22 protein-coding genes and 1 pseudogene are annotated in these 22,985 nt (G+C 59.6%); 9 read left to right on the top strand and 14 right to left on the bottom strand.

Going from position 1 to position 22,985, the window contains the following annotated elements:
* Positions 1-20 precede the first annotated feature (20 nt).
* Genes AC13C8_RS05870 through AC13C8_RS05890 form a run of 5 tightly spaced genes read left to right on the top strand, consistent with a single transcriptional unit; the run spans position 21 to position 6,301 of the window.
* A complete protein-coding gene (locus AC13C8_RS05870) occupies positions 21-653 on the top strand; it encodes a DUF2460 domain-containing protein (protein ID WP_091430470.1) in 633 nt (210 codons plus the stop codon).
* Positions 653-1,615, top strand: coding sequence for a DUF2163 domain-containing protein (locus AC13C8_RS05875; RefSeq protein WP_482846694.1), 963 nt, complete (start codon positions 653-655; stop codon positions 1,613-1,615). Before AC13C8_RS05870 ends, AC13C8_RS05875 begins: the two co-directional genes overlap by 1 nt.
* A gap of 1 nt (position 1,616) precedes the next feature.
* The gene (locus tag AC13C8_RS05880; protein ID WP_482846695.1) at positions 1,617-2,063 is read left to right on the top strand and encodes an NlpC/P60 family protein; all 447 of its coding nucleotides are present in this window, start codon (positions 1,617-1,619) and stop codon (positions 2,061-2,063) included.
* Positions 2,063-5,986 (top strand): baseplate multidomain protein megatron, encoded by a 3,924-nt coding sequence (locus tag AC13C8_RS05885; protein WP_482846696.1) that lies wholly within the window; start codon positions 2,063-2,065, stop codon positions 5,984-5,986. The genes AC13C8_RS05880 and AC13C8_RS05885 overlap by 1 nt, the downstream gene beginning before the upstream one ends.
* A 3-nt stretch (positions 5,987-5,989) precedes the next feature.
* The gene (locus AC13C8_RS05890) at positions 5,990-6,301 is read left to right on the top strand and encodes a DUF7742 family protein (RefSeq protein ID WP_482846697.1); all 312 of its coding nucleotides are present in this window, start codon (positions 5,990-5,992) and stop codon (positions 6,299-6,301) included.
* Here AC13C8_RS05890 and AC13C8_RS05895 read toward each other — a convergent pair.
* On the bottom strand, positions 6,282-6,620 hold the full coding sequence (locus AC13C8_RS05895) for a TraR/DksA family transcriptional regulator (RefSeq protein ID WP_245744714.1): 339 nt from the start codon (positions 6,618-6,620) through the stop codon (positions 6,282-6,284). The two genes, AC13C8_RS05890 and AC13C8_RS05895, sit on opposite strands and share 20 nt — an antisense overlap.
* An 85-nt stretch (positions 6,621-6,705) precedes the next feature.
* On the opposite strand from AC13C8_RS05895, the gene cysE reads away from it, so the two are divergent.
* Entirely contained in the window at positions 6,706-7,509 is an 804-nt protein-coding gene (cysE, locus tag AC13C8_RS05900; RefSeq protein WP_091430457.1) for a serine O-acetyltransferase, read from the top strand.
* Positions 7,510-7,753: 244 nt separating this feature from the next.
* Here the strand turns inward: cysE and AC13C8_RS05905 are convergent, their stop codons facing one another.
* The 10 genes and pseudogenes from AC13C8_RS05905 to AC13C8_RS05950 all read right to left on the bottom strand — a co-directional run bounded on the left by AC13C8_RS05905 (position 7,754) and on the right by AC13C8_RS05950 (position 15,798).
* On the bottom strand, positions 7,754-8,089 hold the full coding sequence (locus AC13C8_RS05905) for a carboxymuconolactone decarboxylase family protein (protein ID WP_482846698.1): 336 nt from the start codon (positions 8,087-8,089) through the stop codon (positions 7,754-7,756).
* A 101-nt stretch (positions 8,090-8,190) separates the two neighbouring features.
* Complete coding sequence (locus AC13C8_RS05910; protein WP_482846699.1) at positions 8,191-9,486, bottom strand: pyruvate dehydrogenase complex dihydrolipoamide acetyltransferase; 1,296 nt, start codon at positions 9,484-9,486, stop codon at positions 8,191-8,193.
* Positions 9,487-9,498: 12 nt separating this feature from the next.
* The gene (locus AC13C8_RS05915; protein ID WP_482846700.1) at positions 9,499-10,875 is read right to left on the bottom strand and encodes a pyruvate dehydrogenase complex E1 component subunit beta; all 1,377 of its coding nucleotides are present in this window, start codon (positions 10,873-10,875) and stop codon (positions 9,499-9,501) included.
* A 22-nt stretch (positions 10,876-10,897) separates the two neighbouring features.
* On the bottom strand, positions 10,898-11,899 hold the full coding sequence (gene pdhA, locus AC13C8_RS05920) for a pyruvate dehydrogenase (acetyl-transferring) E1 component subunit alpha (RefSeq protein WP_091430450.1): 1,002 nt from the start codon (positions 11,897-11,899) through the stop codon (positions 10,898-10,900).
* 208 nt (positions 11,900-12,107) lie between these two features.
* Positions 12,108-12,410, bottom strand: coding sequence for an FtsB family cell division protein (locus tag AC13C8_RS05925; protein WP_091430448.1), 303 nt, complete (start codon positions 12,408-12,410; stop codon positions 12,108-12,110).
* 99 nt (positions 12,411-12,509) lie between these two features.
* Positions 12,510-12,782 (bottom strand): annotated as a pseudogene (locus tag AC13C8_RS05930) (Hint domain-containing protein); the annotation flags it as partial.
* A gap of 236 nt (positions 12,783-13,018) precedes the next feature.
* The gene (locus tag AC13C8_RS05935; protein ID WP_482846701.1) at positions 13,019-13,894 is read right to left on the bottom strand and encodes a fructose bisphosphate aldolase; all 876 of its coding nucleotides are present in this window, start codon (positions 13,892-13,894) and stop codon (positions 13,019-13,021) included.
* 239 nt (positions 13,895-14,133) lie between these two features.
* Positions 14,134-14,304 carry a hemin uptake protein HemP gene (gene hemP, locus AC13C8_RS05940; RefSeq protein ID WP_482846702.1) on the bottom strand — a complete coding sequence of 57 codons (171 nt, stop codon included), beginning with the start codon at positions 14,302-14,304 and terminating at the stop codon, positions 14,134-14,136.
* Entirely contained in the window at positions 14,301-14,426 is a 126-nt protein-coding gene (locus tag AC13C8_RS05945) for a hypothetical protein (protein WP_281242449.1), read from the bottom strand. Before AC13C8_RS05945 ends, hemP begins: the two co-directional genes overlap by 4 nt.
* Positions 14,427-14,607: 181 nt before the next feature.
* The gene (locus AC13C8_RS05950; protein WP_482846703.1) at positions 14,608-15,798 is read right to left on the bottom strand and encodes a phosphoglycerate kinase; all 1,191 of its coding nucleotides are present in this window, start codon (positions 15,796-15,798) and stop codon (positions 14,608-14,610) included.
* 161 nt (positions 15,799-15,959) lie between these two features.
* Between AC13C8_RS05950 and AC13C8_RS05955 the strand changes: the two genes are divergently transcribed.
* The 3 genes from AC13C8_RS05955 to AC13C8_RS05965 all read left to right on the top strand — a co-directional run bounded on the left by AC13C8_RS05955 (position 15,960) and on the right by AC13C8_RS05965 (position 18,168).
* On the top strand, positions 15,960-16,460 hold the full coding sequence (locus AC13C8_RS05955; protein WP_091432366.1) for a peptidylprolyl isomerase: 501 nt from the start codon (positions 15,960-15,962) through the stop codon (positions 16,458-16,460).
* Positions 16,453-17,094: a peptidylprolyl isomerase gene (locus AC13C8_RS05960; RefSeq protein ID WP_482846704.1), complete on the top strand. Its 642-nt coding sequence runs from the start codon at positions 16,453-16,455 to the stop codon at positions 17,092-17,094. The genes AC13C8_RS05955 and AC13C8_RS05960 overlap by 8 nt, the downstream gene beginning before the upstream one ends.
* Positions 17,095-17,193: 99 nt before the next feature.
* A complete protein-coding gene (locus AC13C8_RS05965; RefSeq protein WP_091430440.1) occupies positions 17,194-18,168 on the top strand; it encodes a DUF3179 domain-containing protein in 975 nt (324 codons plus the stop codon).
* Between the two features lie 79 nt (positions 18,169-18,247).
* Here the strand turns inward: AC13C8_RS05965 and trpE are convergent, their stop codons facing one another.
* The 3 genes from trpE to AC13C8_RS05980 form a co-directional block, all read right to left on the bottom strand.
* A complete protein-coding gene (gene trpE, locus AC13C8_RS05970) occupies positions 18,248-19,759 on the bottom strand; it encodes an anthranilate synthase component I (protein ID WP_482846705.1) in 1,512 nt (503 codons plus the stop codon).
* 31 nt (positions 19,760-19,790) lie between these two features.
* Positions 19,791-21,632 (bottom strand): SurA N-terminal domain-containing protein, encoded by a 1,842-nt coding sequence (locus tag AC13C8_RS05975; protein ID WP_482846706.1) that lies wholly within the window; start codon positions 21,630-21,632, stop codon positions 19,791-19,793.
* An 81-nt stretch (positions 21,633-21,713) separates the two neighbouring features.
* Positions 21,714-22,895: an aminotransferase gene (locus AC13C8_RS05980; protein WP_482846707.1), complete on the bottom strand. Its 1,182-nt coding sequence runs from the start codon at positions 22,893-22,895 to the stop codon at positions 21,714-21,716.
* Positions 22,896-22,985: the final 90 nt, after the last annotated feature.

The following is a 22,985-nucleotide window of genomic DNA, read 5'->3' on the forward strand; positions in this document are numbered from 1 at the left end:
AACCGAGGAGGGTTTCGCCCATGTCTTTTCACGAGGTCCGGTTTCCGGCAAATCTGAGCTTTGGGTCCGTTGGCGGCCCGGAACGGCGCACCGAGGTAGTGACCCTGGCGAACGGGTTCGAAGAACGCAACACACCGTGGGAACATTCGCGTCGCCGCTATGACGCGGGCATTGGAATGCGCTCTCTTGATGATGTGGAAACGCTGATCTCGTTCTTCGAGGCACGGCGCGGTCAGCTGACCGGATTTCGCTGGAAAGACTGGTCGGACTATAAGAGCGGCCTGCCGTCAAAACCCCCGGAATATACCGATCAGATCATCGCTTGGGGGGATGGTGAAACGGTGGAATTCCCGTTGCTCAAGACCTATCGGTCGGGCGAGGAAACTTACGCGCGCCCCATTCAGAAACCGGTTGAAGGCACGGTCAAGCTGGGGCTGAAAGGGGATCCCCTGAGCGAAGGCACGCATTTCACCGTTGATTACACTACGGGACGCGTCACCTTCATGACCGCCCCCGAAACCGGGGCCGAAGTCACGGCGGGCTATGAATTTGACGTGCCGGTTCGCTTCGACACGGACCGCATCCATACGTCGGTTGCGTCGTTCCAGGCGGGCGATGCTCCCAATGTGCCGGTGGTGGAGGTGCGGGTCTGATGGCGTTGTCTCCTGAGCTTGAGGCCCATCTGGGTCAAGGGGTTACCACAATTGCGCGGTGTTGGAAAGTCACGCGGCGCGACGGGGTGGTTCACGGGTTTACCGATCATGATCTTGATCTGGTGATCGACAATGTAAGCTACCGCGCCGATACTGGCATGACCGCCCAAGCACTGAGCCAGACGACCGGTCTGTCCGTTGACAATACGGAGGCGTTGGGCGTGCTGAATGACGCGTCAATCACCGAAAAAGACATTCGCGCTGGGCGGTATGACGGGGCCGAGGTGGAAGCATGGCTGGTCAATTGGAGCGATACAAGCCAGCGGTTTTTGCGGTTTCGCGGCACCGTAGGTGAACTGGCCCGCGAGGCAGGTGGGTTTCGTGCCGAGTTGAACGGGTTGTCCGAAAAGCTGAACCAGCCGCAAGGTCGCGTCTATCAGATGCCTTGTTCCGCGGTGCTTGGCGACGGCGCGTGCCGGTTCAATCTGAGCCAATCAGGATACCAGTTGGAATTGCCGGTGGTTGATAACACGAGCGAAACCACTTTTCAGTTTGCCGACATGTCCCTTTACCCAAATCGCTGGTTCGAACGAGGCAGGTTCACCGTGCTGACCGGTGCTGCCAAGGATCTGACCGGTCTTATCAAGAATGATCGCACAGGCGCGAATGGCGCGCGGACAATCGAACTGTGGGAGTCCATTCGCGAGCGTATGGTGTCGGGTGACATGGTCCGTCTGGAAGCGGGGTGTGACAAGCTGCCGACGACTTGCCGGGTCAAGTTCAACAACTTCCGCAACTTTCGCGGCTTTCCCGACATTCCCGGTGAGGATTGGTTGATGTCCTATCCCGTTGGGCATGGAAAGAATGATGGCGGAGACGCGCGCGAAACGAATGAACTGCCCGATTGGTCGGTTCTGGGCGGGGACGAGACCAACCCATTCGTCCCCAACTCGGGTGATTGATATGTCCCGATTGCAGCAACAGGTCGTGTCAGAGGCACGGCGCTGGATCGGCACGCCTTATGTGCATCAGGCGTCGTGCCGGGGTGGCGGGTGTGACTGTCTTGGGTTGATCCGCGGTATCTGGCGTGCCGTGCTGGGCGGAGAGCCTGCCTTGGTGCCTGCTTATACCGCTGACTGGTCCGAAGCCGCCCGGGCGGAGGTTCTGCGGGATGCTGCCCGCCAGCATTTGGTCGAATGCCCGATCCGGGCAGCCCGACCCGGAGACGTGCTGCTGTTTCGAATGCAAGGCGGCGCCGTCGCAAAGCATTTGGGCATTCTGACCGGCACTGATGCCTCACCGACATTTATCCACGCCTACGCGGGCCACGGCGTGGTCGAGAACTCACTTTCTGCCCCATGGGCCCGCCGCGTCGTGGCGAGTTTTGCATTTCCTGAAAGGACCAACTGATGGCAACGATCTTATTATCCGCAGTCGGTGCAGCCGCCGGGGCCTCGATCGGTGGTGGTGTTCTTGGTCTGTCATCGGTGGTGATTGGAAAGGCCATTGGGGCCACCGTCGGTCAGGTGATCGACAATCGAATTTTGGGCGAAGGATCCGAACCGGTCGAAACCGGCAAAGTGGACCGGATGCGTTTGACTGGTGCCTCTGAAGGGGCGGCGATCCCCATGGTCTTTGGTCGCGCCCGTTTGGGTGGTCAAGTGATCTGGGCAACACGCTTCAGGGAATCGGTCACGACGACAGGTGGTGGGGGTGGCAAGGGGATGCCATCCCCGCCTGAACCCGAGGTGACGACCTACAGCTATTCGATCAGCCTTGCAATTGCTCTGTGCGAGGGCGAAATCACCCGTGTTGGCAGGATTTGGGCCGACGGGAACGAGGTGTCGCGCACCGATCTGAACATGCGAGTCTATCCTGGCACAGAAACACAACTGCCGGACCCGAAAATCGAGGCTGTGAAGGGCGCGGGAAAGGCGCCCGCCTATCGCGGTATCGCCTATGTGGTGATCGAGGACTTGCCCCTGGGACAGTTTGGCAACCGTGTGCCACAGTTCAGCTTCGAGGTTTTCCGCCCCGAACAGCGCAACCAACCCAAGGAAGTGGCGCGCGGCACCCGTGCGGTGGCGTTGATTCCCGGCACGGGCGAATACTCTTTGGCCACAACGCCTGTGTTTTACAAAAGCGCGCCAGGAGCGGTTGACGGATCCAACATGAACACGCCGTCAGGATGGACCGATTTCAAGACGTCCTATCGTATGATGCAGCAGGAAATGCCCAACTGTCTCAACACGGCCTTGGTAGTGTCGTGGTTTGGTGACGATCTGCGATGCGGAAATTGCGGGATACGACCACGCGTTGAGCAGAATGCTGTAGATGGCGACAGCATGGCGTGGAGCGTCTCGGGTGTGAGCCGCGGGCAAGCCGGACTGGTGCCGAAGGATGACGAAGGTCGCCCCGTTTACGGCGGCACCCCGTCTGATCGCGCTGTGATGGAAGCGATTGCGCTGGCGTCGTCCAACGGGCGCAAAGCGACCTTCTATCCGTTTATCCTGATGGAGCAGATGAAGGGAAACGCGCTGCCCGACCCCTGGACCGGCAATCTGGGGCAACCGGTGCTGCCGTGGCGCGGGCGGATCACGACATCCTATGCGCCGGGCCATGTGGCCTCGCCTGACGGCACTGCCGGGGCGGTGGCGCAGGTGGCCGCGTTCTTTGGCAACGCCCAGCCAGGTGATTTCTCGGTGACGGGCAACGGGGTCAGCTATTCAGGCCCGGCTGGCTTTTCCTATCGCCGCTTTATCCTGCATTACGCCCATTTATGTGCGGCTGCGGGCGGCGTAGATGCCTTCCTGATCGGATCGGAGCTGCGCGCGCTGACCCAAATTCGCGGCCCAGGCAACAGCTTTCCGGTGGTCGAACAGTTGATTGCGCTGGCGCAGGATGTGCGGGCGATCCTGGGGGCCGAGACCAAGATTTCCTATGCTGCCGACTGGTCAGAGTATTTCGGCTATCACCCTCAAGATGGGTCTGGCGACGTGTTTTACCACCTCGACCCGCTTTGGAGTCACCCGCAGATCGACTTCATCGGCATCGACAACTATATGCCGCTGTCTGATTGGCGCGATGGGTTTGACCATGCTGATGCACATCACGGATCAATATATGATCTCGACTATCTTCAATCCAACATCGAGGGTGGCGAGGGGTATGATTGGTATTACAAGACACCCGATGCCCGGACGCTCCAGATCCGCACCCCGATCACCGATGGCGCACATGGAGAGCCGTGGGTTTATCGCTACAAGGACCTGCGCAATTGGTGGGAGCGGTCGCATCACAACCGTGTCGCCGGCGTGCGCGACAGTGATCCGACCGGTTGGTTGCCGGGATCGAAGCCCTTCTGGTTCACCGAGCTTGGCTGTGCGGCCATCGACAAAGGCACCAACCAGCCCAACAAGTTCCTGGACCCCAAAAGCTCGGAAAGCTCCAGGCCGCGCTATTCGAACGGGCGGCGGGACGATCTGATCCAGGCGCAATACCTGCGGGCGATCTACGACTATTGGGGGCGAGTTGACAACAACCCGACCCACAGCGCGACCGGCGTGCAAATGCTGGACATGTCCCGCGCGCATGTCTGGGCGTGGGATGCACGACCCTTTCCGCAGTTTCCCAACCGCAAGGGGTTGTGGAGCGACGGGGCGAATTATGATCGCGGCCATTGGCTGAACGGGCGGGTGTCGGCGCGTTCGCTGGCATCTGTCGTGGCTGAGATCTGCGAGCGGTCGGGTGTCGCGCGATACGATGTCTCGAAGCTCTATGGTCTCGTGCGCGGCTATATCGTCGATCAGATCGGTGGCGCGCGCGCTGCATTGCAGCCCCTGATGCTCGCCTATGGGTTCGAGGTGACGGAACGCGAAGGCGTGCTTATCTTCAAGACACGTACCGGGCGGTCAGATCACAGGCTTGATCCTGACAAGATGGCGCTGTCGCCTGATCGCGATACCACGCTGGAACGCGTGCGTGACCCGGAAGCCGAGATTGCGGGGCGCGTCAGGTTGACCTATGTCGAGGGGGCAGGGGATTATGACGTACGGTCGGTCGAAGCGACTTTCCCGGATGAAAGCAGCCGCACGGTTGCCGCATCCGAAATCCCCCTGATCCTGACCCGTGTGGAGGCGCGTGCAATCGTCGAACGTTGGCTATCCGAGGCCCGCGTGGCACGTGACAAGGCGACATTTGCGCTGCCGCCGTCGGAGCTGTCGAAAGGGGCGGGCGATGTCATTGAACTGACGACGGATGCGGGCACCGAACAATACCGGATTGACTACGTGGATCACACAGAGGTTCAGACGTTGCGTGCCGTACGCGTTGAGCCAGGATTGTTTCAACCCTCGGACAGTGTCGAACCCGCCCCTGCGGTGAAGCCCTACATCCCACCCGCACCTGTGTTTCCGCTGTTCATGGATTTGCCGTTCCTGACCGGGGACGAGGTGCCGCACCAACCGCGTATTGCTGTTGCGGCCAAACCTTGGCCGGGGCGCGTGGCGCTCTACAGCTCGGTCACGGATAACGGCTATGCTGTCAATCGCATGATCACCGACCCATCGATCGTCGGAGTGACACGGACGGATCTGGAACGCGCGCCGTCAGGTGTGATTGACCGGGGTCCGGCCTTGCGGATTACGCTGACTGACGGCACTTTGGCTTCCTGCTCTGTTGATGACATGCTGAACGGTGCCAACGTTGCGGTCATTGGCGACGGCAGCCCGGACAATTGGGAGGTGTTTCAGTTTGCCGGTGCCGCGTTGGTGGATGAACGCACTTATGATCTGACCATGCGGTTGCGGGGACAGGCGGGCACCGATGCGACTGCACCGCAGACATGGCCGGTGGGCAGCTATTTCGTGCTGTTGGGCGGCCATCAGTCGCAGGTTCGACTGGCGTCCTCGGCGCGTGGGTTGAACCGGCATTACCGGATTGGCCCGGCGCGCAAGCCGCTGTCTGACCCGTCATTCCTGCATCAGATCCATGCCTTCAAGGGGATAGGTCTGCGCCCATATGCCCCGGTGCATCTGTCTGCCGACCTGTCGTCAGGCGACCACGTGATCCGCTGGATCAGACGCAGCCGGATTGACGGTGACACTTGGGGCGAGGGTGACGTGCCGTTGGGCGAGGCGGTCGAGCGCTATCGCCTGCGTGTGATCGACGGCGGGTCAGTCAAACGCGAAGTGGAACTGGCAATGCCGGAATGGAGCTACGACGCCATGATGCGAAGTGCTGACTTGGTCGGCGGTGCCTATATGGTCGAGGTGGCGCAAATCTCGGATCGGTTTGGCCCCGGACCCTATGCCCGGCTGGATGTGGCGCTGTAACCCATGCGTCCCGTTCTGCCCGGAGATATCGCAGCGGCCGGATGCGCGCTTCTTGTGCTTCCGGCCCGCAAGCGCCCCGGTGCCATGCTGGAAATGCTGCATCGCGCCGAGGCGGCTGACAGATACCGGCGGGCATTGGGCCACGCGCACCCCTCATGGGGCAATGGCAGCCTTGGATCGGTCGCGATGTGCTTGCCGCGCGCGGCTGAGCCGTTCCTTAACGACCCCGACTATGTCGACTGCATGTTGACTGTGTTTGCCGCGCTGAAAGCCCGAAATGACCGACGTTCCAGGCCTACCCGCTCGCGCAATTGATGCATTTCGTCACGCAAGGGTCCAGATCAAGCCGACCAATTGGAATATCCTCCCCGCAATCTTCGCAATATCCGAACTCGCTCGCGTCCAGACGGGCAAGCGCGGCGTGAATGCGTGTGCGCTGGGCGGCACGGCGCGCACCCGTCGCCCTGGCCATGGCTTGATTTTGCAAAGCATCCATTCGGCTGAGCCGTCCCACCGCTTGTTGATCCAACTCGACCGTCTTTTGTCCCGACGCCCCACGTGCATCGCTGCGATCGAGCGCGCGCAGCGCCTCGGTCAACTGTGCGCGATAGGCAGTGATCTGGTTTTCATTCATGTCAGATATCTGTGATATCATGGGTTTGCATTTTGAACTCTGACTCTATCTGGTGTAGGGAATGGCTTCAACACGAGGAAAGACCATGGCAGAGAAGCGCGCAATCGTCACCGAAATCGAACCTGTCTGGGACCGGATTACCAGCGAAGCCCGTCAGGCGGTCGCGGACGAGCCGCTGATGGGCGGGCTGATCCATGCCTGTGTGCTGCATCACCGCACGCTGGAGAAGGCGTTGTCCTATCGGTTTGCCGCCAAACTCAACTCGAATGAGATGAGCATGGTGCTTTTGCGCGAGATCGCAGACGAAGCCTATGCCGATTGCCCGGATCTGGCTGAAGCCGCGCGCGCTGACATCACCGCCGTGCTTGATCGTGACCCGGCCTGCCATCGCATGTTGCAGCCGGTGCTTTATTTCAAGGGCTTCCAAGCGATGCAGGCCTATCGTGTCGGCCACTACCTGTGGAAACAGGGGCGTAAGGATCTGGCGTATTTTATCCAGATGCGCTGCTCCGAAGTGTATGGCATCGACATCCATCCCGGCGCGCGGATCGGACGCGGGATCATGATTGATCACGCCCATTCCATCGTGATCGGTGAAACCGCCGTCGTGGGGGACAACGTGTCGATGCTGCATTCCGTGACGCTGGGCGGCACTGGCAAGGAAGACGAAGATCGTCACCCCAAGATCGCGGATGGTGTGCTGATCGGCGCGGGCGCGAAGGTGCTCGGCAATATCAAAGTCGGCACCTGCTCGCGCATCGCCGCTGGATCGGTCGTGTTGGAAGACGTGCCAAGCCACAAGACCGTTGCAGGCGTTCCGGCCCGGATCGTGGGCGAGGCTGGCTGTGATTGCCCGTCGATCAACATGGATCAGCGACTGATTCAGTGACAATCGGCGGAAATCCGCAAGTTTGCGATAAATCAATGTTTTGATCTGCCGACTTCATCTATACGGAGCCGTGGACAATGATCGGAGATCCGAGATGAAACAGATTTGGTTTGCGGCAGTGGTAGGGTTTTCGACCCTTTTTCTGGTCGCCGTTGCCGGTTAACCGACCCGCAAAAGCTGGGTAGTATACCCCGATATGACAAGGGCGACGCGATTGCGCCGCCCTTTTGCTTTGCAGTTCGTCTTATTGTGACAACTGATCATATGCCTGCAATGCGCGCGCACCATACATGTAGCCCGGACCACCCCCCATCATGATGGCAACCGATACGGTTTCCGCGATCTCATCGCGGGTGGCACCTGCCTTGATGGCCGCGCGGACGTGAAAGCCGATGCAGTCATTACACTGCTTGGCAATGCCGATGGCGATGCATTGCAACTCCTTATCTTTTGTTGATAGCGCGCCGTTTCCCATCGCAGCGCGATGCATCCCGACGAACCCCTTGGCCGCATCCGGCTGACTGGCGCGGAAGTTGTCCGTATTGGCCGATGTGTCGTCGAGCAAAGTTCTGAAATCCAATTGCGTCTCCCAATTTTTCCAAAGCGCTGGAAAAGCAAATGGCCCAAGGCGGTGGGGTTCGCCTTGAGCCATGTCAATAGATGCCTTTTTCCGAATACTTGTCAGGCCAACATTGATATCGGATTTTCAAGGTTATCCTTGATGGCGTTCAGAAGCTCTGCCCCAAGCGCCCCGTCAATGACCCGGTGGTCAACGCTCAACGTGACCGACATCACGGTCGCCACATCAAGCGCTCCTTCAGAATTCACGACAGGCTTTTTGACACCGGCTCCTACCGCAAGGATCGCGCCATGCGGGGGGTTGATCACGGCGTCGAAATTGTCGGTGCCAAACATCCCAAGGTTCGAGATGGCGAAGCTGCCGCCTTGATACTCATGCGGCGCAAGTTTACGGTCGCGCGCACGGGCAGCCAGGTCTTTCATCTGGCTCGACAGGCTTGACAGGGATCGCTGTTCCGCATCTTGCAGCACAGGCGTGAACAGGCCGCCTTCGATCGCGACGGCAACCGCCACGTCCGAAGCTTTCATCTTCAGAACCCGATCACCGGCCCAAACTGCGTTCGCGTCTGGGACCTGTTGCAGCGCTATCGCGCAGGCCTTGATGATGAAATCATTGACAGACAGCTTCACGCCACGCGCTTCCAACTGCTTGTTCAACTGACTGCGGAAAGCCAGCAGCGCATCCAACTGGATATCGCGCCGCAGATAGAAGTGCGGGATGGTCTGTTTGGCTTCCGTCAGGCGGGTGGCGATGATTTTGCGCATCCCGTCCAGCTTGACCTCTTCAAATTCGCGGCCTTCATACATTGCGACCACAGTATCCGACGACACGGACGGGGCGGGAGCTGCCGCGGCGGGTGCACTTGCAGGAGCAGTGGCGACTTTCGGCGCGGCGGTCGCGACCTCAACATCAGCCTTGATGATCCGTCCCTTGGGACCGGAGCCTTTGATCTGCGTCAGGTCCAACCCCTTGTCCGCCGCGATCCGTCGTGCCAAAGGTGAGGCAAAGATGCGTGTTCCATCAGCGGCTTGCGGGGCAGGGACGGCGGGAGTCGCAGCGGCAGGTGCCGATGCTTCCTCCTTCACCGGGGTGGCTTCAGCCTCGGTCGCCTTCGATGCCGCAGGTGTGCTTTCGGCGACATCGCCGACCTCTTCACCGTCTTCAACAAGGATCGCGATGGCAGTGTTCACCTTCACGCCTTCGGTCCCTTCTGCCACAAGGATCTTGCCGATGATGCCTTCATCAACGGCTTCGAACTCCATCGTCGCCTTGTCGGTTTCAATCTCGGCCAGAAGATCGCCCGACGCGACCTCGTCGCCCTCCTTGACCAGCCATTTGGCCAGGGTGCCTTCCTCCATCGTGGGGGACAGGGCGGGCATCAGAATTTCGGTTGCCATGACAGTGTCTCCTTAACGATAGGTTACGGCTTTGGCGGCATCAATGACCTCTTTCGTGGTCACAAGCGCGAGCTTTTCAAGGTTGGCGGCATAGGGCATGGGCACGTCCTTGCCGGTCAGGTTGATCACGGGCGCATCCAGATAATCGAACGCGCGTTCCATGATGGTTGCCGACAGGTGGTTGCCGATCGAGCAGACCGGCCAGCCTTCTTCCACCGTGATGCAACGGTTGGTTTTCATGACCGAGGTAAGCACCGTGTCATAGTCCAGCGGACGCAGCGTGCGCAGGTCGATCACCTCGGCAGAGATGCCGTCTTCGGCCAGCGCGTCTGCGGCTTCGAGTGCGTATTTCATGCCGATGCCGAAGCTGACAATGGTCACGTCATCGCCCTCGCGCCAGATCCGTGCCTTGCCGAAGGGCACGGTGTAGTCATCCATCATCGGCACGTCAAAGCTCTGCCCATAGAGCAGTTCGTTCTCCAGGAAGACCACCGGGTTTTCATCACGGATCGCGGATTTCAGAAGCCCCTTGGCGTCCGCTGCCGAATAGGGCATCGCCACATGCAGGCCGGGAATCTGTGCATACCATGCGGCGTAATCCTGGCTGTGCTGGGCGGCCACACGGGCGGCGGCCCCGTTGGCGCCACGGAACACGATCGGGCAAGACATCTGTCCACCCGACATATAACGCGTTTTCGCGGCTGTATTGATGATGTGGTCGATGGCCTGCATGGCGAAGTTGAAAGTCATGAATTCGACAATCGGTTTCAACCCACCCATCGCAGCGCCAGTCGCAAGCCCGGTAAAGCCATGCTCGGTGATCGGGGTGTCAATCACGCGCTTGGCACCGAACTCGTCCAACAGGCCCTGGCTGATCTTGTAAGCCCCCTGATACTCGGCCACTTCTTCGCCCATCAGGAACACGGTGTCGTCCGCGCGCATTTCCTCGGCCATCGCGTCACGCAACGCTTCGCGCACGGTGGTCGCGCGCATTTCCGTGCCTTCGGGAATGTCCGTTTCGGGTGGCGCACTTCGCTTGATCGGCTGCGCGGCAGCCTTGTCATGGTCAGAAGCGCTCGTCTCTTTCGGAGCGCCGTCCGTCGCGTCATCATCCGCAGCAGGGGCGGCAATGTCATCCGCGCTTTCACCCTCTTCGATCAGGACGGCGATCGGGGTGTTCACTTTCACGCCCTCGGTGCCTTCTTCGACAAGGATCTTGCCGATGATGCCTTCGTCCACGGCTTCGAATTCCATCGTGGCCTTGTCGGTTTCAATCTCGGCGATGATGTCACCCGATGCGACCTCATCCCCCTCTTTTACGAGCCATTTTGCCAATGTTCCCTCTTCCATCGTGGGGGACAGGGCGGGCATCAATACTTCAGTGGCCATTCTTTTCTCTCCTCTGTCCGGGTCAGGCGTAAATGTCGGTCCACAGCTCTTCCAGAGCGGGTTCCGGGCTGTTCTTGGCGAACTCGGCGGATTCGTTGACGATGTTCTTGATCTCCTTGTCGATCGCCTTCAACTCGTCCTCGGATGCGTGTTTGCCCTGCAAAAGCAATTCGCGAACATGTTCGATCGCATCGCGTTCTTCTCGGATTTTCTGCACTTCTTCGCGGGTGCGATACTTGGCCGGGTCAGACATCGAGTGGCCGCGATAGCGGTAGGTCTTCATCTCAAGGATATAGGGACCATTGCCAGAGCGGCAGTGTTCGGTGGCGCGCAGTCCGGCCTCTTTCACCGCCAGCACGTCCATCCCATCGACCGCTTCACCAGGGATGCCGAACGCTTCACCGCGTTTATAGATGTCAGGGGTCGAACTGGACCGCTGCATCGACGTGCCCATGGCATATTGGTTGTTTTCAACAACATAGACCACAGGCAACTGCCACAGCGACGCCATGTTGAAGCTTTCGTAAACCTGCCCCTGGTTGGCTGCCCCATCGCCGAAATAGGTGAAGGTCACACCGCCGTTTTCCATGTATTTGTCAGCAAAGGCCAGGCCTGTGCCAATCGGCACTTGCGCCCCCACAATGCCGTGGCCGCCATAGAAGTGCTTTTCGGTCGAAAACATGTGCATCGACCCGCCCTTGCCCTTGGAATAGCCACCTTCGCGGCCTGTCAGCTCGGCCATCACGCCCTTGGGGTCCATCCCGCAGGCCAGCATGTGGCCGTGGTCGCGATAGGAGGTCAGACGCTTGTCGCCTTCCTTCGCGGCCGCTTCCAAACCGACGACAACGGCTTCCTGACCAATATACAAGTGACAGAACCCGCCAATCAGACCCATGCCGTATAACTGGCCGGCTTTTTCCTCGAATCGACGGATCAGCAGCATCTCGCGATAGTGATTCAGAAGATCTTCTTTAGATGTATTTGATTTTGCAGGTTTTTTCTGGGCGCTTTTGCGGGCTGCCATTTGGCGTCCTCCTCTTGGCGTCAACTGGTGCATGGGCGGTAGTTTAGTATTAAACTATCTTATACAGAAACTGCGCTTTCCGGTCGACAAAAACTTGACGTTGCGACAGGATGGCAGCCTTGCACCACGCGCATGGCCGCAAACCCGTTCAGCTTTCCAATAGTGGAGTTGAAAGATCGACAGTGATTGCCATTCCGGTTAACGACGTTCAGCGCAGAACAACCTCGTCCCCGCGCACCATACCCAGCACCGACCGGGCCTGCTCGTCCAGCAAATCCAGATCCAGATAGTCGTCGGACAAACGATGTGTCTTGTTGGACAGGGCAGCAATCTCGGCCGAGAGCACATCACGCTCTTTGACAAGCGCTTGCGTCTCAGCCTCGATTTGCACGCGACGGAACAGTCCAAAGTCGCCCTGCACACTGGCAAAGGTGAAGTAAAGGCCAAGACCCACGATCACTATGAAGTAGATCGCCCCACCAAAACCAGCTTGTGCACGAGGTGCGCCCATAGGCTTCCTGTCTGTATGTACTGCCTCTTGCCCGTCTCTTTTCGGACGGTGCAAAGGCACTATGACACAGGTGATTCGTGTTGTGAATCCCAAATCGAATCACCGTGCGGTTTTTTTGGGCAAGGGCAGGGTCGTCATGGCGTCCGATCCCAGATACAGGCTTTCGGCTGCGATACGGTTTGCGTTCAGGATTTGGTGATCATCCAACAGAACGTGGAGATAGCAAAAGCCGGTGTCCGGGCGAAGCACCCTGATGCCCTCGCATCCCGCAAGGTCTTTTGCGGCGGCCAGTATCTGACTTGTGCCGAACATGCGTTGGGCGATCTTTCCCTCAAACAGAATGCGATGCTGACGCGAGATCAAAAGCGGCTTTGAAGGCCGGCTCTCCCGCGATCAATTTGAACCTCGTTGATCGAGACACCGCCAAGAAGGGTGCTGGCCATGGAACGCGCCTTTTCACCGGTTCACTTACTCTTACACTTCCCAAACGCGTATGCAGGGTTTTACGGAAAAAGCAGAACGCGGTCGGGCGGCACCTGGTCTGGTGGATTTCAAACGCAAACGCCCGCAGCGTGAGCCACGGGCGCAATGCAAGACTTGTCGCTGGATCAGCCCGCGATCGAGGCCTGATAGATGCTGTCGATCGTGTCCGCGATGGTCGCGTTGAACTCTGCGTCTGATTGTTGGACCGACAGTCCTTCGGTCAGGGCGCGTGAGAAACTGGCGATCATACCGGTGTTCTGGCTCAGCCGCGCATTGGCTTCGGCCCGGCTGTAACCGCCCGACAGGGCCACGACGGCAGCAATGCGCGGGTGATCCACAAGTGATCTGTATTGGTTCGGCGTCTCGGGCAGGGTCAGCTTCAGCATCACAGTTTGATCATCTGAAAGCGCATCGAGTTGCGATTTCAACTCGGTCAGCAACAGATCCTCCGCTGCCGCCTTGTCCGAGATCGAGATGTTGATCTCGGGCTCGATGATCGGCACCAGACCGTGGGTCATGATTTGTTTTGCGACGTCGAATTGCTGCGCGACATTGGCCCTGATGCCATCGGCGTTGGCCGCATTGATGACCGAGCGCATCTTGGTGCCGAACACGCCCGCCTTCACGGCGCGCGCGCAAAGCGCATCCAGATCGGGCATCGGTTTCATCAGTTGCACGCCGTTTTCTTCGTCAGCCAGCCCCTTGTCGACCTTCAGGAAGGGCACCACGCCGCGCTCTTCCCACATATAGGTTGCGGTGGGTTTCCCTGCGATCTCGCGGTCCATTGTCATTTCAAACAGGATCGCGCCAATCACCTTGTCACCGGAGAAAGCCGGAGCCTGCGCGATACGTGTGCGCATGGCGTGGATCAGGTCAAACATCTCGGCCTCGCTGGAGTAGGCATCTTCCTCGATGCCATAAAGGCGCAAAGCCTTCGGCGTCGAGCCGCCCGACTGGTCAAGTGCTGCAATAAAGCCCTGTCTGGCTTTGATCTTATTCATTTGTGCTTGGTTTGGCATGTCGGTCCTGTCTCAATCCGGTGAGTATCCCCTGTTCTAGGGGACTGGCCCGGACCATGCAATTGTGCTGGCGCTAACGAAGACAAGAAGAATTCACATTGCGGCGGTCAGATCAGGTTGGGGGCAAGGCGGAATGAGACGGTCGTGGGCCTTGCCCCCAGCTTTGGCGCGCAGGGAATGAGGCGCGCGGGATCGCAGCCAGGCACGCGCCATTGCACAGGTTATTTCGTCAAAATCAACTTGCCCGCACGCGTGATCGTCAGGGTATAGACCATGTTGTTCAGCACGATTTGAGCCTTCTTGCCATATCCGGTCAGGTCCAATGCGTCGTGCGTGGGCGGCGTGGTCTGGCTTGCCGTGTCAAAAGCCGAGGCGGGCAGGGGGGCGGTCATCTGTGGTCTCCTTCAAGGCAGGCTTCGATCCAAGTGGCCAGCGATCGCAGGCCTGGCAGGATGGGCAGCGGGGTTGGAATGTCGGTTCGAGCCAGTTGCGGGCCTTCGAAAGGGGTGGTCATTGTTGCGCTCCTGTCGGATGAGCATTTGTCGCTCGCAGTTCTCCGGCTGGTCGCGCTGGCAACTGGCTGATATCCATAACCTACTAAAACACTCAGGATATAGTCAAGCCAAGAAATCAGGCAAAAGAAAACCCCGCCGCCAGTGGTGGCGCGGGGTTCAAAACTAAGTTAATTCAGCGGTTTATTCGGAAAGAGCCGCCACGCCAGGAAGCTCTTTGCCTTCCATCCACTCCAGAAATGCACCGCCTGCGGTCGAGATATAGGTGAAATCCTTGGCGGCATCGGCTTTGTTCAGCGCGGCGACCGTGTCGCCGCCTCCTGCGACTGATACAAGATGCCCCGCAGCCGATAGTTCGGCGGCTTTCTTGGCGGCCGCATTGGTGGCGGCATCAAACGGTTCGATCTCGAACGCGCCAAGCGGGCCGTTCCAGATCAGCGTTTTTGCGGCGTCAAACACTTCGGCGATGCGGGCCACTGTGTCCGGCCCCGCGTCAAGAATCATCGCATCCTGCGGGCAGGCATCCGCGGCAACCGTTTCATTTGCCGCACCCGCCGCAAATTCACGGGCCACGACAACATCCGAAGGCAGGATGATTTCGCAGCCTTCATCCTCGGCTTTTGCAAGAATGTCGCGTGCGGTATCGGCCATGTCATGTTCTGCCAACGATTTGCCCACATCAATCCCTTGCGCGGCAAGGAACGTGTTGGCCATGCCCCCCCCGATGATCAATTGGTTCACCTTGCCCACCAGATTGCCCAACAGGTCGAGTTTCGTGGAAACTTTGGCCCCACCAACAACTGCGACCAGTGGGCGTTCGGGATCGCCCAAAGCGGATTCAAGCGCCGACAATTCGGCCTGCATCAGCCGGCCTGCACAAGACGGTAGCAAATGGGCCAATGCCTCGGTCGAGGCGTGCGCCCGGTGCGCTGCCGAGAACGCGTCGTTGCAATAGACATTCCCAAGTGCAGCCAGTGATGCCGCGAAAAGACCGTCATTCTTGGTTTCGCCCTCATGGAATCGCGTATTCTCAAGCAACAGAACCTCGCCGCTCTGCAACGCCGCGACGGCCTTTTTGGCCGGGCCACCGATGCAGTCCTCGGCGAATTTGACCGGGCTGCCCAAAGCAGCCTCCAGCGCCGGTTGCACCACGGACAAAGACATTTCCGGCACGCGTTGACCTTTGGGACGTCCGAAATGCGCCAGCAGGACCGGTTTGCCGCCAGCGTCCAGAATATCGCGTATCGTCGGCAGGATACGTTGGATGCGGGTGTCATCCGTGACCTTCCCATCCTCGACCGGCACGTTGATATCCACGCGCGTCAGCACAACCTTGCCGTCCAGATCCATATCGTCGAGTGTTTTCCAGGCCATTGGTCCCTCCATCAGCTACGGGGCAGTTGCACATCAAAAGCCGGTCGGGGTCAACGGGTATGGTGATGAAAATGCGCCTGTCGCCTCTTTCATCTTGCCCCGTGGGGGCATAGGTTGGCCCGCGAATGCAGACCCAACAGACGAACCGGAAGGAGGCCCAGATGGCCGATTACAAAGACCCCGAAAACACCATCGTGATGGAGCTGAAAGGCGGCACAGTGGTGATCGAACTTCTGCCCGATGTGGCCCCAAAACACAGCGAGCGGATGAAGGAACTGGCCCGTGCCGGCGAATATGACGGCGTTGTCTTTCACCGCGTGATCGAAGGCTTCATGGCCCAAACCGGTGACGTGGCCAATGGCAAAGACCCCATGACCCTGCGCCGTGCGGGCACTGGCGGCTCGTCGCTTCCCGACCTGCCTGCCGAGTTTTCGAAACTGCCCCATGATCGTGGGACATTGGGTGCCGCCAGATCGCAAAACCCCAATTCGGCCAACAGCCAGTTTTTCATCAACTTCAAGGACAACCATTTCCTGAACGGACAATACACTGTCTATGGCCGCGTTACATCGGGCATGGAACATGTGGACGCCATCACCCGTGGAGAGCCACCAGCAGAGCCTGATGTTATGATCTCGGTCAAGGTGGCGGCAGATGTCTGAAGACTACGGCAAACGTGACAGGACGATCTTCTGGATCGCATTCCTCGCCGGCGTTACGATGGTCGTGGGCTACGCGATCTATACCCTCTGGCCACGTGAACCGGCCGAAGTTGATTTGTCGGCGTTGAGTGATGCCCCCAAACTGGAGCTGTCCATCGCAGGGCAGGCACAGGGCACAGTGGTGATCACGCTGCGTCCCGACCTGGCCCCGAAACATGTTGAACGGATCGCCCAACTGGCCCGTGAAGGCGCTTACGACGATGTGGTGTTTCACCGGGTGATCGACGGTTTCATGGCTCAGACCGGCGACGTGGAATTTGGCCGTGTCGATACCAATGATGCCAGCCGTGCCGGGATGGGGGGATCGCGCTATCCCGATCTGCCGGCCGAGTTCTCGGAGGTTCCTTTCGTGGAAGGCACCGTCGGCATGGCCCGGTCGCAAAATCCGAACTCTGCCAACAGTCAGTTCTTCATCATGTTCGCCCCTGGCCCCTTTCTCGACGGAAAGTATACGGTCGTGGGCCAAGTGACCGAAGGCATGGATGTGGTCCATGCCATCAAACGTGGCGAGGGGCAGAATGGCGCTGTCACCAGCCAGCCCGATGTGATCACCGAAGCGCGCGTGGTCGACTGACCGCAGCGCACGATCGCTCAAACCCCTGTGAAGGGGGCTATGGGGCCTCATCTTTCTCTGTCAGGATAGCTTCGGACAGTCCCATGAAAGAGAGGCCCCATGCGTATCATCCTGACGGTGCTCACCATCAGTCTTGGTCTTTGGGCGCATGAATTGCGCGCCGAACCGAAAAACTGGGTCTCCGAGTTTCCAAAAACCGATTTCACCCGAACAAATGTCGACGATTGGTCCGAGATTCTGTCCGGCGGGCCCGGTCGCGACGGCATCCCGGCGTTGACTGACCCGAAATTCGTGAATGTCGGGGACGAAACGCGCCTGGGTGCGCGCGAACCAGTGCTGACGCTTGAATTGAAGGGTGCCGCGCCCCGCGCCTATCCACTGCGATACCTGACCTGGCACGAGATCGTGAATGACCGCGTCGGCGGGGTTCCGGTGGCCGTGACCTTTTGCCCCTTGTGCAACTCGGGCTTGGTGTTCGATCGCCGCGTGGCGGGCCAGACCCTGACTTTCGGCGTGACGGGCAAGCTCAGAAACTCGGACATGGTGATGTATGACCACCAGACCGAAAGCTGGTGGCAACAAGCCATTGGGGAAGGAATCGTAGGACTACACACCGGATCGCAGTTGGAACAGCTTCCGGCCTGGATGGAAAGCTGGGCCGAATTCGCCAAGCGCAACCCCGATGGATTGGTCATGGATCAGCCCGCGGCAAGCCGTCCATATGGCCAGAACCCATATGCAGGCTATGACAGCCGAAGCCGCCCATACCCATTCTTTTCAGGCGAAAACCCCCCTCACGGTGTGCCTGCACTGGCTCGCGTCGTTCGTGTTGGTGAACGCGCGTGGCCAGTGGCGCGCCTGTCCAAGGCAGGCCGGATCGACGAGGCCGGGCTGACGATCAGCTGGACCTCTGGTCAAGCGTCGGCTTTGGACACGGCGCGCATTGCCAAAGGCCGCGATGTCGGCACCATTCGCGTGCGGGACTCACAGGGTCGCGATGTACCCCATGACGTGCTGTTCGCCTTTGCCTTTCACGCCTTCTGGCCCGATGGCACATGGATGCTGGGCAACTGAGCTGTTGTTTCTTCTGGCAACAAATATCCTGGGGTGAATGCGCATCGCGCAGAGGGGCAACGCCCCTTTCCCTCAGCCCTTACCCGTTTCCCCCACCCGTGAACATCGCGGCATCTTCCGCCGCCCGCCGGATGGCTTTTGATTTGTTCACCGTCTCTACATACTCCGCCATCGGGTCGCTGTCATAGACGACGCCCCCCCCGGCCTGAATATAGAGCTTCTCATCCTTCACTACGGCGGTGCGCAAGGCGATACACATATCCATGTCACCACCCGCGCTGAAATACCCCACGCCGCCGCCATAGACGCCGCGCTTTTCCGGCTCCAATTCGTCGATGATCTCCATCGCGCGCACCTTTGGCGCTCCGGAAACCGTCCCGGCGGGCATTCCGGCGAAAAACGCCGACAATGCGTCCTGATCCTCGTGCAATTCGCCCACCACGTTGGACACGATATGCATCACGTGGCTGTAGCGTTCGATGATGAACTCTTCGGTCGGGCGCACCGTGCCGATCTTGGCCACACGCCCCACATCATTGCGCCCCAGATCCAAGAGCATCAGATGCTCGGCCAGCTCTTTCTGATCGGCCATCAGATCGGCCTCATAGGCCTTGTCTTCCTCGGGTGTGGTGCCGCGCGGGCGGGTGCCGGCGATCGGGCGGATTGTCACTTCGCGGTCAAAGACGCGCACCAGAATTTCCGGCGACGCACCCACCACCTGAAAGCCGCCAAAGTTGAAATAGAACATGAAAGGCGACGGGTTCGTGCGGCGCAGGCTGCGATAGAGCGCAAACGGGGGCAAGGGAAAATTCTGTGTCCAGCGCTGGCTGGGCACAACCTGAAAAATATCACCGGCGCGGATATAATCCTTGGCTGTTTCCACCGCTGCCAGATAATCGGCCTTAGAGAAATTTGACACCAAGGGCCCAAGTTCGCGCGCCTCGCCCAGATTGCGTGTTTCGGCGGGGGCGGCCCGGTCCAGATCGCGCAACGCGTCCATCACCCGTTCGGCGGCCTGAGCATAGGCCGCCTTGGCCGACAGGCCGCTGTCCACAAAGGCAGGCGACACAAGCGTGACGTCGCCTTTGACCCCATCCAGCACGGCCACCACCGACGGACGCATCATCATCGCATCGGGCAGGCCAAGCGGGTCGGGGTTCACGTCTGGCAGATGCTCGACAAGTCGGATCATGTCATAGCCCAGATAGCCAAACAGGCCGGCGGATGCGGCGGGCAGGTCGGCGGGCAGGTCAACCCGGCTTTCCGCCAACACCGCGCGCAACGCGTCCAGCGGGTCGCCAGCCATATCCTCAAACGCCTCGGCGTCAAACCGCGCCTGCCGGTTGATCCGCGCGCGATCGCCCCGGCACTCCCAGATCAGATCCGGCTTCATCCCGACGATGGAATACCGCCCCCGGACTTCACCTCCGGTCACGCTTTCCAACATGAAACTGTCCCGCCGCGCCTCGGTCAGTTTCAACATCAGGCTGACCGGCGTGTCCAGATCGGCCGCCAGACGGGTGTAGAGCACTTGGTTCCGTCCGGCGTTCCAACCGGCTTCGAAATCCTCAAACGAGGGTGTCAGAGCCATCAGGTTTCCTTTCCGGTCGCTTGTTTGCGGGTCACTGGAACTGTGCGTTTACAGCGTTGATGACGGCGCGATTCAACTCGATCCCGGCGCGGGCCTGAACGGCGCGGGCAAAGGCGTTTTCCACATCCAAGGCGATTTCCTGCGCTGTGCTGGCGGCGAAACTCGCTTTCAGTGCCTTTGCATCTTCGCTATCCTGATCAGCGGCTTGCACCGCGTCCAATCGGACCAAAACCACGCTGTCATCCGATTCCAGCACGCGCCAGTCGCCCTGTTCCATCTCGAACACGACAGCCATGAAATCCGCAGGTGTGCCTTCGACAAAGGCGTCGCGCGTCTGCCCTTCTTCAATCACTTCGGTCAGGCCGAGCGAGGACAGAGTTTCCCCTCCCTCAAGCTGTGGGATAAGCCCACGTGCCTGTTCTGCCAAAAGTGTCAGCTTCTTTTCAGCTTCCCACCCCGCCCGAACAGCCTCGGCCACTTCCGACTGCTCTTGCAAGCGAGGGGCCTGAAGCGCGTCCAGTCGCAGCGCAAAGACGCCGCCATCCTCCAAAAGCGTGATCGCGGGAAAATCTTCCGTCGTGACCGCCTCAGCAGCCTCGCGGAAGGCGTCATAGGCGGCAATGCCTTCGCTGTCCCCGGCGGTCCAATTCAACGTGCCCACACGCATATTGTTGCTTTTCGCAATCTCCTCAATCGTTGCGCCACCGGCGATCTGGTCGTCAAGCTCAGTCACCATGTTGCTGATCAGACGACGCGCCGCATCTGCGGCCAATTCGCCATGCAGGTCTTCGCGCACCTCCTCATAGCTCGTCTCGCGCGCTTCAAGAATTGCGTTCATGCGAAACAGGGCAGGGCCAAAGTCGCTGTCATGCGGCCCCGTTACGCCTGGCTCGGTCAGCGCAAACACCGCGTCGCCAGCCGCGTCGAGTTCGTCTTTCGGCAGGTCGCCAAGATCAATATCGGACAGTTGCAGATTGCGTTCGGCCACAAGGTCTTCGAATGTTTTTTCACCCGCTGCGATCGCATCAGCGGCAGCCTGAGCGTCCTCGGTGGTGCCGAACACCAACCGCTCGACCATCCTGCGTTCCGGCACCAGATATTCAGAAGCACGCTCGTCATACAGCGCGCGAATTTGCGCTTCGTCCACCGTGATTGTCGGGATGACATCTTCCGGGTTCATCCATGCATAGGTGATAACCTTGGTTTCCGGCAGCGTGAAATCCTGTGGGCGTGCGTCGTAATAGGCGGTCAACTCGTCCTCGGTCGGGATCGGCACCGGGGTGGTCAGCTGATCCATCGGAAGCGTCGCCCAAGTAAAATCACGTGTCTCGCGTGCATATCCATAAAGCATATCCACATAGACAGGCTGGGTCGCCACACCATTGACCACTGCGGCTTGTAAAATCTGGCGACTGACCTCGTCGCGCAGACTTTTTTCGAACTCGGACGCGGTCAGCCCCGATTGCTCCAACGCGAATGTATAGCCCTCGCGGTCAAACTTTCCATCGACGCCTTTGAAGGCCGGAATATCGACGATCCGGTCGCGCAACTGCGCATCGCCGACCGAAATACCCAACCGTGCAGTTTCATTCTCCAGCGCGGCTGTGGCGATGACACGCGCCAACACTTGCTGATCCAGCCCAAAACCGCGCGCCATTTCCATGGTCAGACGCTGTCCGGTTTCAGCCTGAAAGGCATTCATTTCCGATTGCAACTCGCGCAGATACCGGTTGGCATCCACTTCGGTGTCGCCCACGGTAGCAACCGTGCGGACCGAGCCGCCGAAATTGGTCGAGCCAAACCCCACGAGCCCCACCATCACCAGACCCATCAGGATCCAGCCGAAAGTGCGGGATGTCTTGCCGGTTGCCATGCGCGTGTTCCTTTTACCACCTGTTTGCAAGGGTTTTAGGTGAGCCAGCCGGGAATGCCAATATCTGTTGATGCGACTCGGTCAAGGACGGAAAGCGGCCAGCCGCTTTTGCACCTCTGCGATGCCGGCCTCGTCGATATTTGCAAAGGCCACGCGCATCTGCTTTGCCCCGTCGGCGTCCCCCACAGGTGTGAACATGGTGCCGGGCAGGGCAAGGATGGCGCACTGGTCCACCAACGCCCGCGCCAGTTTGTCCGACGGCAGGTCAAACGGGTGGTGCAGATAGGCAAAATAAGCACCGCAGCCCATCAGGCGCCAGCCTTGCTCGGTCAGGGGCACAAAACCCGCGCGCATCGCGGCGGCCCGTGCGAGTATCTTTTCACGCTCCGCCCCAAGCCAATCGTCCAGATTGCGCAATCCCCACAGGGCGGCATGTTGGCCAAGCTGCGCAGGGCAGATGGTGACGGTGTCCAGAAATTTCTCGACCTCCGCCAACCGCTTGGGCGCGGTCACAATCGCCCCGACGCGATGCCCCGTCAGCCGATAGGATTTCGAGAAGCTGTAAAGGTGGATCACCGTATCGTCCCAGTCGGGATCGACAAACAGATCATGCGGCGCGCCGGGTTGAGAATGAAAATCGCGATAGGTTTCGTCGATGATCAGGGCGATCCCGCGGCGACGGGACAGATCGCGAAACGCTGAAATCACCGATGGCGGATATTCAACCCCGGTCGGATTGTTGGGCGTGACCAGAACGATGGCGCGGGTGCGCGCGGTGATCCGAGTCTCGGCGGCTTCTGCATCGGGCACCAGATCGCCCCCCGTCGCCAGCGGAACCGCGTTGATTCCCGCCATATCAAGCCACATTTTATGGTTGAAATACCATGGCGTCGGCACGATGATCTCATCCCCCGGTGCCGCCAACGTGGAAATCGCCGCGCAGAACGCCTGATTGCAACCCGAGGTGATGGCGATATTATCGCCCTCTACACGACCGCCGTAATGGCGCGTGATGTTAAAGGCCAGTTCCGACCGAAGCGCCGGCAATCCCAACACCGGGCCGTATAGGTGCACATCGGTCTGTCGCAAGACGGCGTCGGCCATGGCCTGCCGCATCGCGTCTGGCGGAGGGTCGACGGGCGCGGCCTGACTGACATTGATCAGCGGCTTGTCCGCGCTGAACACCTTGCCCGCGACCCAACGCCGTGCGTCCATGACAGGGGGGGGAACGGTGGCGGCAAGATGGGGATTGAACGGCGTCATGGCACATCGGTCCTGTGTTTTGCCACAACCTAGCCGCCACCTGGGCAAACGACAATTCACCTTGACCACCCCCCCGGCTTTTTAAGTGCT

The organism is Aliiroseovarius sp. B-4 (assembly GCF_056857795.1).

Excerpts from the sequence above, each read along its gene's own strand:
- trpE (WP_482846705.1), bottom strand. The coding sequence starts at position 19,759 with ATGGCTCTGACACCCTCGTTTGAGGATTTCGAAGCCGGTTGGAACGCC.
- AC13C8_RS05955 (WP_091432366.1), top strand. The coding sequence starts at position 15,960 with ATGGCCGATTACAAAGACCCCGAAAACACCATCGTGATGGAGCTGAAA.
- AC13C8_RS05925 (WP_091430448.1), bottom strand. The coding sequence starts at position 12,410 with ATGGGCGCACCTCGTGCACAAGCTGGTTTTGGTGGGGCGATCTACTTC.
- AC13C8_RS05965 (WP_091430440.1), top strand. The coding sequence starts at position 17,194 with ATGCGTATCATCCTGACGGTGCTCACCATCAGTCTTGGTCTTTGGGCG.
- cysE (WP_091430457.1), top strand. The coding sequence starts at position 6,706 with ATGGCAGAGAAGCGCGCAATCGTCACCGAAATCGAACCTGTCTGGGAC.
- AC13C8_RS05910 (WP_482846699.1), bottom strand. The coding sequence starts at position 9,486 with ATGGCAACCGAAATTCTGATGCCCGCCCTGTCCCCCACGATGGAGGAA.
- hemP (WP_482846702.1), bottom strand. The coding sequence starts at position 14,304 with ATGACCGCCCCCCTGCCCGCCTCGGCTTTTGACACGGCAAGCCAGACC.
- AC13C8_RS05980 (WP_482846707.1), bottom strand. The coding sequence starts at position 22,895 with ATGACGCCGTTCAATCCCCATCTTGCCGCCACCGTTCCCCCCCCTGTC.
- AC13C8_RS05880 (WP_482846695.1), top strand. The coding sequence starts at position 1,617 with ATGTCCCGATTGCAGCAACAGGTCGTGTCAGAGGCACGGCGCTGGATC.
- AC13C8_RS05870 (WP_091430470.1), top strand. The coding sequence starts at position 21 with ATGTCTTTTCACGAGGTCCGGTTTCCGGCAAATCTGAGCTTTGGGTCC.
- AC13C8_RS05890 (WP_482846697.1), top strand. The coding sequence starts at position 5,990 with ATGCGTCCCGTTCTGCCCGGAGATATCGCAGCGGCCGGATGCGCGCTT.
- AC13C8_RS05885 (WP_482846696.1), top strand. The coding sequence starts at position 2,063 with ATGGCAACGATCTTATTATCCGCAGTCGGTGCAGCCGCCGGGGCCTCG.
- AC13C8_RS05960 (WP_482846704.1), top strand. The coding sequence starts at position 16,453 with ATGTCTGAAGACTACGGCAAACGTGACAGGACGATCTTCTGGATCGCA.
- AC13C8_RS05895 (WP_245744714.1), bottom strand. The coding sequence starts at position 6,620 with ATGAATGAAAACCAGATCACTGCCTATCGCGCACAGTTGACCGAGGCG.
- AC13C8_RS05935 (WP_482846701.1), bottom strand. The coding sequence starts at position 13,894 with ATGAATAAGATCAAAGCCAGACAGGGCTTTATTGCAGCACTTGACCAG.
- AC13C8_RS05945 (WP_281242449.1), bottom strand. The coding sequence starts at position 14,426 with ATGACCACCCCTTTCGAAGGCCCGCAACTGGCTCGAACCGACATTCCA.
- AC13C8_RS05950 (WP_482846703.1), bottom strand. The coding sequence starts at position 15,798 with ATGGCCTGGAAAACACTCGACGATATGGATCTGGACGGCAAGGTTGTG.
- AC13C8_RS05875 (WP_482846694.1), top strand. The coding sequence starts at position 653 with ATGGCGTTGTCTCCTGAGCTTGAGGCCCATCTGGGTCAAGGGGTTACC.
- AC13C8_RS05975 (WP_482846706.1), bottom strand. The coding sequence starts at position 21,632 with ATGGCAACCGGCAAGACATCCCGCACTTTCGGCTGGATCCTGATGGGT.
- pdhA (WP_091430450.1), bottom strand. The coding sequence starts at position 11,899 with ATGGCAGCCCGCAAAAGCGCCCAGAAAAAACCTGCAAAATCAAATACA.
- AC13C8_RS05915 (WP_482846700.1), bottom strand. The coding sequence starts at position 10,875 with ATGGCCACTGAAGTATTGATGCCCGCCCTGTCCCCCACGATGGAAGAG.